Genomic DNA, 12,539 nt, shown 5'->3' on the forward strand with positions numbered 1-12,539 from the left:
ACTACCCATAATGACACGGCGTCGCCTTGCCGCAAGCGACGAAGGCTTTGGGAATCGGTCTGCACGGTCAGGTAGACGGCTCAAGCCGCCCCCGTCAACGCTACCAACGGAATGATGCGCGTTCCAAACGGGTAGCAGCGCACCGATCGCAACGCGGACCGGGACCGCAAGTCCGAACTTACCTGTTGCGGCGGCCCCGCAGCTTCGACTTCCGGATCAGCCCTTCGTACTGATGGGCGAGCAGATATCCCTGAACCTGCGCCACCGTGTCCATGGTGACACTGACCACGATCAACAGCGAGGTGCCACCAAAGTAGAAGGGCACCGAGGCGTAGGAAATCAGAATTTCCGGGATCAAGCAGACGATCGCGAGGTAAATCGCGCCGATCACGGTGATGCGCGACAGCACGTAGTCGATGTATTCGGCGGTGCGCTCGCCGGGACGGATGCCCGGGATGAAGCCGCCATGCTTCTTCAGGTTGTCCGCGGTCTCGGTCGGGTTGAACACGATCGCGGTGTAGAAAAACGCGAAGAACACGATCAGCGCGAGATACAGGATCAGGAACAGCGGCCGGCCGTGGCCGAGCTGCGTCGTGAGCCACTGGAACCATTCCGGTCCCTTGCCCGCGTTGAAGTTCGCAACCGTCGTCGGCAGCAGGAGCAGCGAGGACGCGAAGATCGGCGGAATGACGCCCGAGGTGTTGAGCTTGAGCGGCAGATGCGAGGACTGGCCCTCGAACATCTTGTTGCCGACCTGGCGCTTCGGATACTGGATCAGGAGGCGACGCTGCGCGCGCTCCATGAACACGATGAAGGCGATCACGGCGACCGCCATGATGATGACGATCAGGATCAGGCCGGTGGACATTGCGCCCTGACGGCCGAGCTCGAGCATGTTGGCGAGCGCCGAGGGCAGCTCGGCGACGATGCCGGAGAGAATGATCAGCGAGATACCGTTGCCGATGCCGCGCGAGGTCACCTGCTCGCCCAGCCACATCAGGAACATGGTGCCGCCGGTGAGCGTGATCGCGGTGGAGAGGCGGAAGAACAGGCCGGGGTCGCTGACGACGTTGCCGGCGCCTTCGAGACCGACCGCAATGCCATAGGACTGGAACGCGGCCAGGATCACGGTGAGGTAGCGGGTGTACTGGTTCAGCGTCTTGCGGCCCGCCTCGCCTTCCTTCTTCAGCGCCTCGAGCTGCGGCGAGACGGTGGTAAGGAGCTGGATGATGATCGAGGCCGAGATGTACGGCATGATGTTCAACGCGAAGATCGCCATGCGGTGGATGCCGCCGCCGGCGAACATGTTGAACATGCCGAGGATGCCACCCGCCTGCGAGCGGAACACCTGCTCCCAGATGTTGGGATCGATGCCGGGCAGCGGGATGTAGGTGCCGAGCCGATAAACGAGCAGCGCACCCAGGGTGAACCAGATGCGCTTCTTCAGTTCGTCGGCCTTGGCAAGCGCGCCGAAATTGAGGTTGGCTGCCAGTTGTTCCGCTGCTGAGACCATGTTGGGCTTTCTCCCGCCGCCTACTGCGCCGTCATGCCCGCGGCCGGGCTACTTGGGCGGACGCCGGACATTATCTGGTGCACGGCTTCGATAAGTCCATCGTCCCGCATGCGTAAAGGCCCGCGAGCCGCGGGCCAATGACGCAGATGTTACGCCGCCTCGCCTTCTTCGGCGGCAGGCGCGAGGATCTTCACCGAGCCGCCGGCCTTCTCGACCGCCGCGATCGCGGACTTCGAGGCGCCGTGCACTTCGATGTTGAGCTTGGCCTTGAGCTCGCCGCGGCCGAGCAGCCGGACGCCGGCCTTGGCGCGCCGCAGCACGCCGGCCTTCACCAGCGCTTCGGCGTTCACCACGCTGCCGGTGTCGAGCTTCTTGGCATCGACGGCGTCCTGGAGCCGGTCGAGATTGATCTCGGCGAACTCGACGCGGAAGATGTTGTTGAAGCCGCGCTTGGGCAGACGGCGATGCATCGGCATCTGGCCGCCTTCAAAACCCTTGATGCGCACGCCCGAACGCGCGGTCTGGCCCTTGCCACCGCGGCCGGACTGCTTGCCCTTGCCCGAACCGATGCCGCGGCCGACGCGCATGCGCTTCTTGCGCGAGCCGGGGTTGTCGGCGATATCGCTGAGCTTCATCGCCCTTCTCCTTGTTTCTTGCGCATGATCTTGCCCGAAAACCGGTATTCGCGTTCCGGGATCATGCGCCCTTGCTTACTTCCCGTCGACGATACGGACGAGATGGTGAACCTTCTCGATCATGCCGCGAACCGCCGGGGTGTCCGGCAGTTCGGCGACGCGGCCGATCTTGTTGAGCTTGAGCCCGATCAGCGTCGAGCGCTGCGAGTGATGGCGGCGGATCGCGCTGCCGATCTGCTCGATCTTGATCGTCTTGGCGGCCTTGGCCATTTTTTAAAACTCCGAAAAGCTTCCGTTAGTCGGCAGCCGCCTCGGCATCGCCGCCGATACGACGGGACTGCAGGGTGGACACCTTGATGTTGCGGCGGGCAGCGACAGAGCGCGGCGAATCCTGGTGCTTCAGCGCGTCGAAGGTCGCGCGCACCATGTTGTAGGGGTTCGACGAGCCGATCGACTTGGCCACCACGTCCTGGACGCCAAGCGTCTCGAACACGGCGCGCATCGGACCGCCGGCGATGATGCCGGTACCGGCCGGGGCGGCACGCAGGTAGACACGGCCTGCGCCGTGACGGCCGGCGATGTCGTGATGGAGCGTGCGGCCCTCGCGCAGCGACACGCGGGTCAGGTTGCGCTTGGCGGACTCGGTCGCCTTCCGGATCGCCTCAGGCACTTCGCGCGCCTTGCCGTGACCGAAGCCGGCACGGCCCTTCTGGTCGCCAATCACGACCAGCGCTGCGAAGCCGAAGCGCTTGCCGCCCTTGACGACCTTGGCCACGCGGTTGATGTGGACCAGCTTGTCGACGAACTCGCTGTCGCGCTCCTCGCGCTCCTTGCGTTCACGTCCGCCGCGGTGTTCGCGTTCACCTGCCATGGTTTTTCCAATCCTTCAGAGGCTTACGCCTCAATCCTCAAATTCTGTTAGAAGTTCAGCCCGCTCTCACGCGCAGCATCGGCAAGAGCCTTGACGCGCCCGTGATAGAGATAGCTGCCGCGATCGAACACGACTTCCTTGACGCCCTTCTCCGCGGCGCGCTCGGCGAGCAGCTTGCCCACCGCCTTCGCCGCATCGATGTCGGCGCCGGTCTTGCCACCATCGCGCATCGACTTTTCGAGCGACGAGGCGGAGGCCAGCGTCTCGCCCTTCTGGTCGTCGATGACCTGGGCGTAGATGTGCTTGGACGAGCGGAACACCGACAGGCGCGGACGGCCGCCACCGGAGCGGCGCAGCTTCAGCCGCACACTCCGCTTGCGCCGGGCATTCGTAACCTTGGCTTTCGACATGACCGGCTCCGTTACTTCTTCTTGCCTTCCTTGCGGAAGATGAATTCGCCAACATACTTCACGCCCTTGCCCTTGTAGGGCTCCGGCGGGCGATAGGCGCGGATCTCGGCCGCGACCTGGCCGACGCGCTGGATGTCGCTGCCCGTCACCGTGATCTCGGTCGGCTTCGGCACGGCGATCGTGATCCCATCCGGGATCGGATAGATCACGTCGTGGCTGTAGCCGAGCGCGAGCTGCAGGTTCTTGCCCTGCATCGCGGCGCGGTAACCGACGCCGGTGATCTCGAGCTTCTTTTCGAAGCCCTTGGTGACGCCTTCGACCAGATTCGCGACCTGGGCGCGAGCGGTGCCGTAAAGCGCCCGCGCGCGGTTGGTCTCGGCCCGCGGCTTGACCTTGACCTGGCCGTTCTCGAGCTTCACCTCGACGTCGTCATGGACGACGAACTGAAGCTGGCCCTTCGGCCCCTTCATCTTGACGGTCTGACCGTCGACGGTCGCGGTAACGCCCGACGGCACCGCCACAGGCCTTTTGCCAACACGTGACATGGATCAAAAATCCTTCTCAGAACACCGTGAAGAGAACTTCACCGCCCACATTCGCGTCGCGCGCGCTGTGGTCGGCCATGATCCCCTTCGGCGTCGACAACACCGAAATGCCGAGCCCGTTGTTGACCCGCGGCAAAGCCTTCACCGAGGCGTAGACGCGACGCCCGGGCTTGGAGACCCGCTCGATCTCGCGGATGACGGGCTCGCCGTCGAAATACTTCAGCTCGATCTCGATCTCGCTGCGGCCCGAGGAATGCTCGACCGTGGCGTAGCCGCGGATGTAGCCCTCGCTCTTCAGCACCTCGAGCACGTTCTCGCGCATCTTCGAGCCAGGCGTGGAGACCTTGGTCTTGGAGCGCATCTGCGCATTGCGGATGCGGGTGATCAGATCGCTGATTGGATCGTGCGTAGACATCTAAACGACCCTCCTTACCAGCTCGACTTCACGAGGCCCGGGACCATGCCCTTGGAGCCAAGTTCACGAAGCGCGATACGGGACAGCTTGTTCTTGCGATAGTTCGAGCGCGGGCGGCCCGACAGCTCGCAACGCAGGCGGATGCGGGTCGCCGACGAGTTGCGCGGCATTTCCGCCAACTTCAACGTCGCAGCGAAGCGCTCCTCCATCGGGAGCTTCTTGTCGGCGATGATCGCCTTCAACCGCTCGCGCTTGGCGGCGGCGTTCTTCACCATCCGCTTGCGCCGGTTGTTCTTCTCGATTGAACTCTTCTTTGCCATGCTTGGCTCCTGGGTATCCGCGTTTGAGAGGCTTTAGGTCAGCATCTCACTGCCGGAACGGGAAATTGAAAGCGGTCAACAAGGCCCTCGCCTCTTCGTCGGTCTTGGCCGTGGTGCAGACGGTGATGTCCATGCCGCGGGCTTCCGTGACCTTGTCGAAGTCGATCTCGGGGAAAATGATGTGCTCCTTGATGCCGAGCGAGTAGTTGCCGCGGCCGTCGAAGCTCTTCGGGTTCAGGCCGCGGAAGTCGCGGACGCGCGGCAGCGCGACCGTCACCAGGCGATCGATGAACTCGTACATGCGGGCCTTGCGCAGCGTGACCTTGCAGCCGATCGGCTGGTTCTCACGCAGCTTGAAGGTCGCGATCGCGATACGCGAATAGGTCACGATCGCCTTCTGGCCGGCGATCTGGGTCAATTCGGCGGCCGCGGTCTCGGCCTTCTTGCGGTCGTTGACGGAATCGCCAACGCCCATGTTCAGCACGACCTTGTCCAGCCGCGGAACCTGCATGACGTTCTCGTAACCGAACTTCTCGGTCATCGCCGTGCGGATCTTCGCGTCGTATTCCGCGCGCAAGCGCGGGGTGTAAGCAGTCTCAGCCATCGATCTCAGCTCCCGAGCTCTTGGCGATGCGAACCTTCTTGCCGTCCGCCTGAATCTTGAATCCGACGCGCGTCGGCTTTCCGTCCTTGCCGAGATACGCGATATTGGACAGTTGGATCGGCGCCTCTTTCGAGATGATGCCGCCCTCCTGGTTCTGGGTCTGCTTCTGGTGGCGCTTCACCATGTTGATGCCGCGCACCAGAGCCGTGCCGGCGTCCGGACGCACCTCAAACACCTCGCCGGTGCGGCCCTTGTCGCGGCCGGTCAGCACGACGACCTTGTCGCCCTTGCGGATCTTCGCAGCCATCACAGCACCTCCGGCGCGAGCGAAATGATCTTCATGTGGTTCTTGGCGCGCAGCTCGCGCGGCACGGGCCCGAAGATACGGGTTCCGACCGGCTCGGCCTGATTGTTGATCAGGACGGCGGCGTTGCGGTCGAAGCGGATGACCGACCCGTCGGGGCGGCGGATGTCCTTGCGGACTCGCACCACGACGGCCTTCATCACGTCGCCCTTCTTCACCTTGCCACGCGGAATCGCTTCCTTGATCGACACGACAATGATGTCGCCGATGGTGGCGTAGCGGCGCTTGGAGCCTCCGAGCACCTTGATACACATGACACGGCGTGCGCCAGAATTGTCGGCCACGTCGAGGTTGGTCTGCATCTGAATCATTGATGCACCTCGTCCTCTTTCTCTTTTGCGCCAGCCTGGCCAGCGCTCAACATTTCCCTGAAGTCAACCGGCTAAGTGCCGGCAGCTCAGGCGCTTTTCTTGTGTTCGCCCCGGATCACGACCCAGCGCTTCAACTTCGAAATCGGCTTCGATTCCTCGATCCACACCACGTCGCCCGGCTTGAACTGGTTGCTCTCGTCGTGCGCGTGATAGTTCTTCGAACGGCGGATCGTCTTCTTGTAGATCGGGTGCGTGAAGCGGCGATCGACGCGCACCACGATGGTCTTGGCTTGCTTGTCGCTGACGACCACGCCCTGCAAAGTACGTTTCGGCATCTTCGTAAGCCTCTTACTTCTTCTTCGCGCGCTGCTGCGCGGCGACGGTCTTGATCCGGGCGATGTCACGGCGGGCCTCGCGCAGGCGCGAGGTGTTCTCGAGCTGCCCGGTGGCACGCTGGAAGCGCAGGTTGAAGCGCTCCTTCTTCAGGTTCAGGACGGCGTCATCCTGCTGGTCGGGGCTCATCGCGCGGATGTCTTCGATCTTCATCTGGGCCATGGCCATTACTCCGCAATGCGCTCGACGAAGCGCGTCTTGATCGGCAGCTTGGCAGCAGCCAAGGTCAGCGCCTCGCGCGCGGTCTGGTTGTTGACGCCGTCGATCTCGAACAGCACCCGGCCCGGCTTGACGCGGACGACCCACAATTCCGGCGAGCCCTTGCCGGAGCCCATGCGGACTTCGGCCGGCTTCTTCGACACCGGAACGTCGGGAAACACGCGGATCCAGACGCGGCCGGCGCGCTTCATGTGGCGGGTCAGCGCGCGGCGGGCGGCCTCGATCTGGCGCGCAGTGACGCGCTCAGGCTCGGTCGCTTTCAGGCCGAACTGGCCGAACGCCAACGTCGCGCCCGAAGACGCAACGCCGTGGATGCGGCCCTTATGCGCCTTCCGGAACTTCGTTTTCTTAGGTTGCATCATGGCTTTAAGCCCTCAAATTCCTGTGCTGGCTCAGGCTGCAGCGTCGCGACGCTGCCGGCCGCCACCGCTGCCACTACCCTCGCCTTCGGCCATTCTCTTGTCCTGGGCCATCGGATCGTGCTCGAGGATCTCGCCCTTGAAGATCCAGACCTTGACGCCGCAGGTGCCGAAGGTCGTGAACGCGGTCGCGACGCCGTAGTCGATGTCGGCGCGCAGCGTGTGCAGCGGCACGCGACCCTCGCGGTACCACTCCATGCGCGCGATTTCCGCACCGCCCAGACGACCCGAGCAGTTGATGCGGATGCCTTCCGCGCCGAGACGCATCGCCGACTGCACGGCGCGCTTCATGGCGCGGCGGAACGCAACGCGGCGCTCGAGCTGCTGCGCGATCGATTCGGCGACCAGCGTCGCATCGAGCTCGGGCTTGCGGATCTCGACGATGTTGATCACGACGTCCGACGAGGTGATGTCGGCCACCTTCTTGCGCAGCTTGTCGATGTCGGCGCCCTTCTTGCCGATCACCACGCCCGGACGAGCCGAGTGGATGGTGACGCGGCACTTCTTGTGCGGACGCTCGATCACGATGCGCGCGACCGCCGCCTGCTTGAGCTCCTTGTGCAGGATCTCGCGGATCTTGACGTCCTCGTGCAGCAGCTTGCCGTATTCCTGCTTGCCGGCGAACCAGCGGGAATCCCAGGTCCGGTTGATGCCGAGACGCAGACCGATCGGATTGATCTTTTGACCCATCGTTTTCTCCTCGCGTCCCTTAGGCGGCCGCTTCGGCTTCGACCTGACGAACGATGATCGTCAGCTGCGAAAATGGTTTGTAGACGCGACCCGAGCGACCACGGCCGCGGGCAGCAAAGCGCTTCATCACGAGCCCGTTGCCGACGAAGGCCTGCGCCACGACGAGATCGTCGACGTCGAGGTCGTGATTGTTCTCGGCGTTGGCGATAGCCGATTCCAGGCACTTCTTCACGTCGACAGCGATCCGCTTGCGCGAGAACTGCAAATCGGCGAGCGCAGCAGCCGCCTTACGGCCGCGAATGAGCTGGGCCACCAGGTTGAGCTTCTGCGGGCTCACCCGCAGCATCCGGGCGACCGCCTTGGCCTCGTTGTCGGCGAGGCTCCGTTCGCGCTTAGGTTTGCTCATGACTTAATCCTCAAGCCTTCTTGGCTTTCTTGTCGCCGGAGTGGCCATGGAAGGTCCGGGTCGGCGAGAACTCGCCGAACTTGTGACCGACCATTTCCTCGTTGACCGCCACCGGCACGTGCTTCTGACCGTTGTAGACGCCGAAGGTCAGGCCGACGAACTGCGGCAGGATGGTCGAGCGACGGCTCCAGATCTTGATGACGTCGTGACGGCCGGACGCACGCGCCGCATCTGCCTTCTTGAGCAGCGACGCCTCGACGAACGGGCCTTTCCAGACTGAACGAACCATGTCCGGCGTTCCTTACTTCTTCCGCTTGTGGCGGCTTAGGAGAATGAATTTGTTGGTCGACTTGTTGGTGCGGGTCTTCTTGCCCTTGGTCGGCTTGCCCCACGGGGTGACCGGGTGGCGACCGCCCGAGGTACGACCTTCACCACCGCCGTGCGGATGGTCGATCGGGTTCATCGCGACACCGCGGTTGTGCGGGCGACGGCCCATCCAACGCTTGCGGCCGGCCTTGCCGATCGAGGTGTTCATGTGATCCGGGTTCGACACCGCGCCGATCGTGCCGCGGCAGCGGCCATGCACCAGGCGCTGCTCGCCCGAGTTCAGGCGGATGATCACGTAGTCCTGGTCACGACCGACGAGCTGGGCATATGTGCCGGCCGAACGCGCGAGCTGGCCACCCTTGCCGATCTTGGTCTCGATGTTGTGGATGATCGTGCCGACCGGCATGTTACCGAGCGGCATGACGTTGCCCGGCTTCACGTCGACATAGTTGCCGGCAATGATGGTGTCACCCACGGCGAGGCGCTGCGGCGCCAGGATGTAGGCCTGCTCGCCGTCCTGATACTTGATCAGGGCGATGAAGCCGGTGCGGTTCGGATCGTACTCCAGCCGCTCGACGGTGGCGGGAACGTCCACCTTCTCGCGCTTGAAGTCCACGGTGCGCAGCGTCTGCTTGTGACCGCCGCCGCGGAAACGCACGGTGATGCGGCCGGTGTTGTTGCGGCCGCCCGAAGACTTCTTGCCTTCGGTGAGCGCCTTGACCGGCTTGCCCTTGTAGAGGGCCGAACGATCGACCATCACCAGCTGGCGCTGGCCTGGCGTCGTGGGGTTGAATGTCTTCAGTGCCATCGTCGTAGGACCTTACAGACCGGTGGTCACGTCGATCCGGTGGCCCTCTTCGAGGGTCACGATCGCGCGCTTGGTGTTCGACTGCGAACCGAGATTGCCGCGGAAGGCCTTGACCTTGCCCTTGCGGACCAGCGTGTTGACGCTCTTCACCTTGACGTCGAACAGCTTCTCGATCGCTTCCTTGATCTGCGGCTTGGTTGCCTTGGCGGCCACCTTGAACAGAACCTTGTTGTGCTCAGAAGCAATCGTCGCCTTTTCGGTCACGACCGGCGACAGGATCACGTCGTAGTGGCGAGCCTCGATGTTCTTCGTCATTTGAAGCGCGCCTCCAGCGCATCGATGGCGGCCTTGGTCAGAACGAGCTTCTGACGGCGCAGGATGTCGTAGACGTTGATGCCCTGGATCGGCAGCACGTCCATGTTCGGGATGTTGCGTGCCGCCGCGGCGAAGCCCTGATTGAGCTCGGCACCGTCGATGATCAGCGCGTTGGTCAGGCCCAGCCCCGAGAAGTGACCGAGCAGCGCCTTGGTCTTGGCAGCCTCGAGCGCGGCCTTCTCGATCACGACGAGATCACCGTCCTTGGCCTTGGCCGACAGCGCATGCTTCAGCGCGAGCGCACGGACCTTCTTCGGCAGATCGGAGGCGTGCGAGCGCACCACCGGACCGAAGGCACGGCCGCCGCCACGGAACTGCGGCACGCGGGCCGAGCCGTGACGAGCACCACCGGTGCCCTTCTGCTTGTACATCTTCTTGCCGGTGCGCCAGATCTCGGCGCGGCCCTTGGCCTTGTGGGTGCCGGCCTGACGCTTGTCGAGCTGCCACTTCACGCAGCGCGCAATGATGTCCTCGCGCGGCTCGAGGCCGAAAATAGCGTCGGAGAGCTGGACCGAGCCGGCTTCCTTGCCCTCAAGGGTCGTGACTTTCAGTTCCATCTCACGCACCCTCCTGCTGGGCCGCAGCCTCGGCTTCGCCGCCGGCAACCTTGAACTTGCCGGGCTTCGGAGCTTCCTTCGGCAGCGGCTTCTTGACGGCGTCGCGCACGCGGATCCAGCCGCCCTTGGAGCCGGGAACGGCGCCTTCGACGAGGATCAGGCCGCGCTCGACATCGGTCTGGACGACGCGAAGATTGAGCGTGGTGATGCGGTCGACACCCATGTGGCCGGGCATCTTCTTGTTCTTCCAGGTCTTGCCGGGATCCTGACGGCCACCGGTCGAACCGATCGAGCGGTGCGAGATCGACACACCGTGCGTGGCGCGCAGACCGCCGAAGTTCCAGCGCTTCATACCGCCGGCAAAGCCCTTACCGACCGAGGTGCCGGTGACGTCGACGAACTGGCCGACGACGAAGTGATCGGCCAGGATCTCGGCGCCGACCGGGATCATGGCATCCGCGGAGACGCGGAATTCCTCGACCTGCCGCTTCGGCTCGACCTTGGCGACCGCGAACTGGCCGCGCTCAGCCTTGGGCATGTACACGGTCTTGCGGGTGCCGGCGCCAAGCTGGAGCGCGACATAACCGTTCTTCTCTTCGGTGCGGTGGCCTACGACCTGGCAATTGCCGAGCTTCAGCACGGTCACGGGGATATGTTCGCCGGCCTCCGTGAAGACCCGCGTCATCCCGACCTTTTGTGCGATCACTCCGGAGCGCATCGGCTTGCTTCCTGTTCTTTCTGTCCGCTTTCGCGAACGGGATCCAAAAATCTTAGAGCTTGATCTCGACGTCGACACCGGCGGCCAGGTCGAGCTTCATCAAAGCATCGACGGTCTGCGGGGTCGGATCGACGATGTCGAGCAGACGCTTGTGGGTGCGCATCTCGAACTGTTCGCGGCTCTTCTTGTCGACGTGCGGCGAACGGTTGACGGTGAACTTCTCGATGCGGGTCGGCAGCGGAATGGGTCCGCGAACCTGCGCGCCGGTGCGCTTCGCCGTATTCACGATCTCACGGGTCGACGTATCGAGGATACGATGGTCGAACGCCTTGAGACGGATGCGAATATTTTGGCCGTTCATTGCCGTGGTCTTTCTTCAAACAGAGTGGCGAATAGCGAATAGCGAATGCTGCCATCCGCTACTCGCCAATCTCTAGTCTCGTAATTACTCGATGATCGAGGCGACGACGCCGGCGCCGACGGTACGGCCGCCTTCGCGGATCGCGAAGCGGAGCTTCTCTTCCATCGCGATCGGCACGATCAGGTGCACTTCCATCGCGATGTTGTCGCCCGGCATCACCATCTCGGTGCCTTCCGGCAGGTGCACGACACCGGTCACGTCGGTGGTGCGGAAGTAGAACTGCGGACGGTAGTTGGTGAAGAACGGGGTGTGGCGGCCGCCCTCGTCCTTGGTGAGGATGTAGGCCTCAGCCTTGAACTTGGTGTGCGGCTTGACCGAACCGGGCTTGCAGAGCACCTGGCCGCGCTCGACTTCCTCGCGCTTGGTGCCGCGGAGCAGCGCGCCGATGTTGTCGCCGGCCTGACCCTGATCGAGCAGCTTGCGGAACATTTCGACGCCGGTGACGGTGGTCTTGGTCGTCGCACGCAGACCGACGATCTCGATTTCGTCGCCGACCTTGACGATGCCGCGCTCGACACGGCCGGTCACCACGGTGCCGCGGCCCGAGATCGAGAACACGTCTTCGACCGGCATCAGGAACGGCTGGTCGATCGGACGCTCCGGCTGCGGGATGTACTCGTCGACGTTGCGCATCAGCTCGAGGATGGCGTCGTGGCCGAGCTTCTTGTCGGAGTCTTCAAGAGCGGCCAGCGCCGAGCCCTTGATGATCGGAATCTTGTCGCCGGGGAATTCATACTTCGAGAGCAGCTCGCGGACTTCGAGCTCGACGAGCTCGAGCAGCTCCGGATCGTCGACCATGTCGCACTTGTTGAGGAACACGACGAGCGCGGGCACGCCGACCTGGCGGGCGAGCAGGATGTGCTCGCGGGTCTGCGGCATCGGGCCGTCAGCGGCCGACACGACCAGGATCGCGCCGTCCATCTGGGCAGCGCCGGTGATCATGTTCTTCACGTAGTCGGCGTGGCCGGGGCAGTCGACGTGCGCATAGTGGCGGTTCTTGGTCTCGTACTCGACGTGCGCGGTCGAGATGGTGATGCCGCGCGCCTTCTCTTCCGGCGCCTTGTCGATCTGGTCGTACGCCGTGAACGTCGCACCACCGGTTTCAGCGAGGATCTTGGTGATCGCCGCGGTCAGCGACGTCTTGCCATGGTCGACGTGACCGATGGTGCCGATGTTGCAGTGGGGCTTGTTACGTTCAAACTTTGCTTTGGCCATTTG

General features: G+C 63.6%; 23 protein-coding genes. All 23 read right to left on the reverse strand.

The annotated features are described in order from the left end of the window. Positions 1-178: 178 nt before the first annotated feature. Positions 179-1,513 carry a preprotein translocase subunit SecY gene (gene secY, locus Q3C01_RS31700; RefSeq protein ID WP_458149223.1) on the reverse strand — a complete coding sequence of 445 codons (1,335 nt, stop codon included), beginning with the start codon at positions 1,511-1,513 and terminating at the stop codon, positions 179-181. Positions 1,514-1,662: 149 nt separating this feature from the next. Next, on the reverse strand, positions 1,663-2,148 hold the full coding sequence (gene rplO / locus Q3C01_RS31705; RefSeq protein ID WP_458149224.1) for a 50S ribosomal protein L15: 486 nt from the start codon (positions 2,146-2,148) through the stop codon (positions 1,663-1,665). Positions 2,149-2,223: 75 nt separating this feature from the next. Then, on the reverse strand, positions 2,224-2,418 hold the full coding sequence (gene rpmD, locus Q3C01_RS31710; RefSeq protein ID WP_027520947.1) for a 50S ribosomal protein L30: 195 nt from the start codon (positions 2,416-2,418) through the stop codon (positions 2,224-2,226). A gap of 25 nt (positions 2,419-2,443) precedes the next feature. After that, positions 2,444-3,019 (reverse strand): 30S ribosomal protein S5, encoded by a 576-nt coding sequence (rpsE, locus tag Q3C01_RS31715; protein WP_027520948.1) that lies wholly within the window; start codon positions 3,017-3,019, stop codon positions 2,444-2,446. A gap of 47 nt (positions 3,020-3,066) precedes the next feature. After that, a complete protein-coding gene (gene rplR, locus Q3C01_RS31720) occupies positions 3,067-3,429 on the reverse strand; it encodes a 50S ribosomal protein L18 (protein WP_458149225.1) in 363 nt (120 codons plus the stop codon). 11 nt (positions 3,430-3,440) lie between these two features. After that, positions 3,441-3,974 (reverse strand): 50S ribosomal protein L6, encoded by a 534-nt coding sequence (gene rplF / locus Q3C01_RS31725; protein WP_458149226.1) that lies wholly within the window; start codon positions 3,972-3,974, stop codon positions 3,441-3,443. A 16-nt stretch (positions 3,975-3,990) separates the two neighbouring features. After that, positions 3,991-4,389, reverse strand: coding sequence for a 30S ribosomal protein S8 (rpsH, locus tag Q3C01_RS31730; RefSeq protein ID WP_027520951.1), 399 nt, complete (start codon positions 4,387-4,389; stop codon positions 3,991-3,993). 14 nt (positions 4,390-4,403) lie between these two features. Then, a complete protein-coding gene (gene rpsN, locus Q3C01_RS31735; protein WP_027520952.1) occupies positions 4,404-4,709 on the reverse strand; it encodes a 30S ribosomal protein S14 in 306 nt (101 codons plus the stop codon). A 46-nt stretch (positions 4,710-4,755) separates the two neighbouring features. Beyond that, positions 4,756-5,313, reverse strand: a complete 558-nt coding sequence (gene rplE, locus Q3C01_RS31740; RefSeq protein ID WP_128958540.1) for a 50S ribosomal protein L5 — start codon at positions 5,311-5,313, stop codon at positions 4,756-4,758. Continuing rightward, a complete protein-coding gene (gene rplX, locus Q3C01_RS31745) occupies positions 5,306-5,620 on the reverse strand; it encodes a 50S ribosomal protein L24 (RefSeq protein ID WP_254095936.1) in 315 nt (104 codons plus the stop codon). Before rplX ends, rplE begins: the two co-directional genes overlap by 8 nt. Next, positions 5,620-5,988: a 50S ribosomal protein L14 gene (rplN, locus tag Q3C01_RS31750; protein WP_027520955.1), complete on the reverse strand. Its 369-nt coding sequence runs from the start codon at positions 5,986-5,988 to the stop codon at positions 5,620-5,622. The genes rplX and rplN overlap by 1 nt, the downstream gene beginning before the upstream one ends. An 86-nt stretch (positions 5,989-6,074) precedes the next feature. Further along, complete coding sequence (gene rpsQ, locus Q3C01_RS31755) at positions 6,075-6,323, reverse strand: 30S ribosomal protein S17 (RefSeq protein WP_008549247.1); 249 nt, start codon at positions 6,321-6,323, stop codon at positions 6,075-6,077. A gap of 13 nt (positions 6,324-6,336) precedes the next feature. After that, positions 6,337-6,543 (reverse strand): 50S ribosomal protein L29, encoded by a 207-nt coding sequence (gene rpmC / locus Q3C01_RS31760; protein WP_027520957.1) that lies wholly within the window; start codon positions 6,541-6,543, stop codon positions 6,337-6,339. Between the two features lie 5 nt (positions 6,544-6,548). After that, positions 6,549-6,962: a 50S ribosomal protein L16 gene (gene rplP / locus Q3C01_RS31765; protein WP_027520958.1), complete on the reverse strand. Its 414-nt coding sequence runs from the start codon at positions 6,960-6,962 to the stop codon at positions 6,549-6,551. Between the two features lie 30 nt (positions 6,963-6,992). Continuing rightward, positions 6,993-7,709, reverse strand: coding sequence for a 30S ribosomal protein S3 (gene rpsC / locus Q3C01_RS31770; RefSeq protein ID WP_458149227.1), 717 nt, complete (start codon positions 7,707-7,709; stop codon positions 6,993-6,995). 19 nt (positions 7,710-7,728) lie between these two features. Beyond that, complete coding sequence (gene rplV / locus Q3C01_RS31775; RefSeq protein WP_028137020.1) at positions 7,729-8,115, reverse strand: 50S ribosomal protein L22; 387 nt, start codon at positions 8,113-8,115, stop codon at positions 7,729-7,731. Positions 8,116-8,125: 10 nt separating this feature from the next. Next, on the reverse strand, positions 8,126-8,404 hold the full coding sequence (rpsS, locus tag Q3C01_RS31780; RefSeq protein WP_008963465.1) for a 30S ribosomal protein S19: 279 nt from the start codon (positions 8,402-8,404) through the stop codon (positions 8,126-8,128). Between the two features lie 12 nt (positions 8,405-8,416). After that, positions 8,417-9,250: a 50S ribosomal protein L2 gene (rplB, locus tag Q3C01_RS31785; RefSeq protein WP_458149228.1), complete on the reverse strand. Its 834-nt coding sequence runs from the start codon at positions 9,248-9,250 to the stop codon at positions 8,417-8,419. A 12-nt stretch (positions 9,251-9,262) separates the two neighbouring features. After that, positions 9,263-9,565, reverse strand: coding sequence for a 50S ribosomal protein L23 (locus Q3C01_RS31790; protein ID WP_027520962.1), 303 nt, complete (start codon positions 9,563-9,565; stop codon positions 9,263-9,265). Next, a complete protein-coding gene (gene rplD, locus Q3C01_RS31795) occupies positions 9,562-10,182 on the reverse strand; it encodes a 50S ribosomal protein L4 (RefSeq protein WP_027520963.1) in 621 nt (206 codons plus the stop codon). Before rplD ends, Q3C01_RS31790 begins: the two co-directional genes overlap by 4 nt. A gap of 1 nt (position 10,183) precedes the next feature. Then, a complete protein-coding gene (gene rplC / locus Q3C01_RS31800; protein WP_458149229.1) occupies positions 10,184-10,900 on the reverse strand; it encodes a 50S ribosomal protein L3 in 717 nt (238 codons plus the stop codon). A gap of 52 nt (positions 10,901-10,952) precedes the next feature. Beyond that, entirely contained in the window at positions 10,953-11,261 is a 309-nt protein-coding gene (rpsJ, locus tag Q3C01_RS31805; protein WP_002712302.1) for a 30S ribosomal protein S10, read from the reverse strand. Between the two features lie 84 nt (positions 11,262-11,345). Continuing rightward, positions 11,346-12,536 (reverse strand): elongation factor Tu, encoded by a 1,191-nt coding sequence (gene tuf / locus Q3C01_RS31810; RefSeq protein ID WP_027520965.1) that lies wholly within the window; start codon positions 12,534-12,536, stop codon positions 11,346-11,348. Positions 12,537-12,539 lie beyond the last annotated feature (3 nt).

Source organism: Bradyrhizobium sp. UFLA05-109, from assembly GCF_054185165.1.

Bases quoted from the DNA above. Each gene is read 5' to 3' on its own strand.
- secY (WP_458149223.1), bottom strand. From the start codon at position 1,513: ATGGTCTCAGCAGCGGAACAACTGGCAGCCAACCTCAATTTCGGCGCG.
- rplO (WP_458149224.1), bottom strand. From the start codon at position 2,148: ATGAAGCTCAGCGATATCGCCGACAACCCCGGCTCGCGCAAGAAGCGC.
- rpmD (WP_027520947.1), bottom strand. From the start codon at position 2,418: ATGGCCAAGGCCGCCAAGACGATCAAGATCGAGCAGATCGGCAGCGCG.
- rpsE (WP_027520948.1), bottom strand. From the start codon at position 3,019: ATGGCAGGTGAACGCGAACACCGCGGCGGACGTGAACGCAAGGAGCGC.
- rplR (WP_458149225.1), bottom strand. From the start codon at position 3,429: ATGTCGAAAGCCAAGGTTACGAATGCCCGGCGCAAGCGGAGTGTGCGG.
- rplF (WP_458149226.1), bottom strand. From the start codon at position 3,974: ATGTCACGTGTTGGCAAAAGGCCTGTGGCGGTGCCGTCGGGCGTTACC.
- rpsH (WP_027520951.1), bottom strand. From the start codon at position 4,389: ATGTCTACGCACGATCCAATCAGCGATCTGATCACCCGCATCCGCAAT.
- rpsN (WP_027520952.1), bottom strand. From the start codon at position 4,709: ATGGCAAAGAAGAGTTCAATCGAGAAGAACAACCGGCGCAAGCGGATG.
- rplE (WP_128958540.1), bottom strand. From the start codon at position 5,313: ATGGCTGAGACTGCTTACACCCCGCGCTTGCGCGCGGAATACGACGCG.
- rplX (WP_254095936.1), bottom strand. From the start codon at position 5,620: ATGGCTGCGAAGATCCGCAAGGGCGACAAGGTCGTCGTGCTGACCGGC.
- rplN (WP_027520955.1), bottom strand. From the start codon at position 5,988: ATGATTCAGATGCAGACCAACCTCGACGTGGCCGACAATTCTGGCGCA.
- rpsQ (WP_008549247.1), bottom strand. From the start codon at position 6,323: ATGCCGAAACGTACTTTGCAGGGCGTGGTCGTCAGCGACAAGCAAGCC.
- rpmC (WP_027520957.1), bottom strand. From the start codon at position 6,543: ATGGCCCAGATGAAGATCGAAGACATCCGCGCGATGAGCCCCGACCAG.
- rplP (WP_027520958.1), bottom strand. From the start codon at position 6,962: ATGATGCAACCTAAGAAAACGAAGTTCCGGAAGGCGCATAAGGGCCGC.
- rpsC (WP_458149227.1), bottom strand. From the start codon at position 7,709: ATGGGTCAAAAGATCAATCCGATCGGTCTGCGTCTCGGCATCAACCGG.
- rplV (WP_028137020.1), bottom strand. From the start codon at position 8,115: ATGAGCAAACCTAAGCGCGAACGGAGCCTCGCCGACAACGAGGCCAAG.
- rpsS (WP_008963465.1), bottom strand. From the start codon at position 8,404: ATGGTTCGTTCAGTCTGGAAAGGCCCGTTCGTCGAGGCGTCGCTGCTC.
- rplB (WP_458149228.1), bottom strand. From the start codon at position 9,250: ATGGCACTGAAGACATTCAACCCCACGACGCCAGGCCAGCGCCAGCTG.
- Q3C01_RS31790 (WP_027520962.1), bottom strand. From the start codon at position 9,565: ATGACGAAGAACATCGAGGCTCGCCACTACGACGTGATCCTGTCGCCG.
- rplD (WP_027520963.1), bottom strand. From the start codon at position 10,182: ATGGAACTGAAAGTCACGACCCTTGAGGGCAAGGAAGCCGGCTCGGTC.
- rplC (WP_458149229.1), bottom strand. From the start codon at position 10,900: ATGCGCTCCGGAGTGATCGCACAAAAGGTCGGGATGACGCGGGTCTTC.
- rpsJ (WP_002712302.1), bottom strand. From the start codon at position 11,261: ATGAACGGCCAAAATATTCGCATCCGTCTCAAGGCGTTCGACCATCGT.
- tuf (WP_027520965.1), bottom strand. From the start codon at position 12,536: ATGGCCAAAGCAAAGTTTGAACGTAACAAGCCCCACTGCAACATCGGC.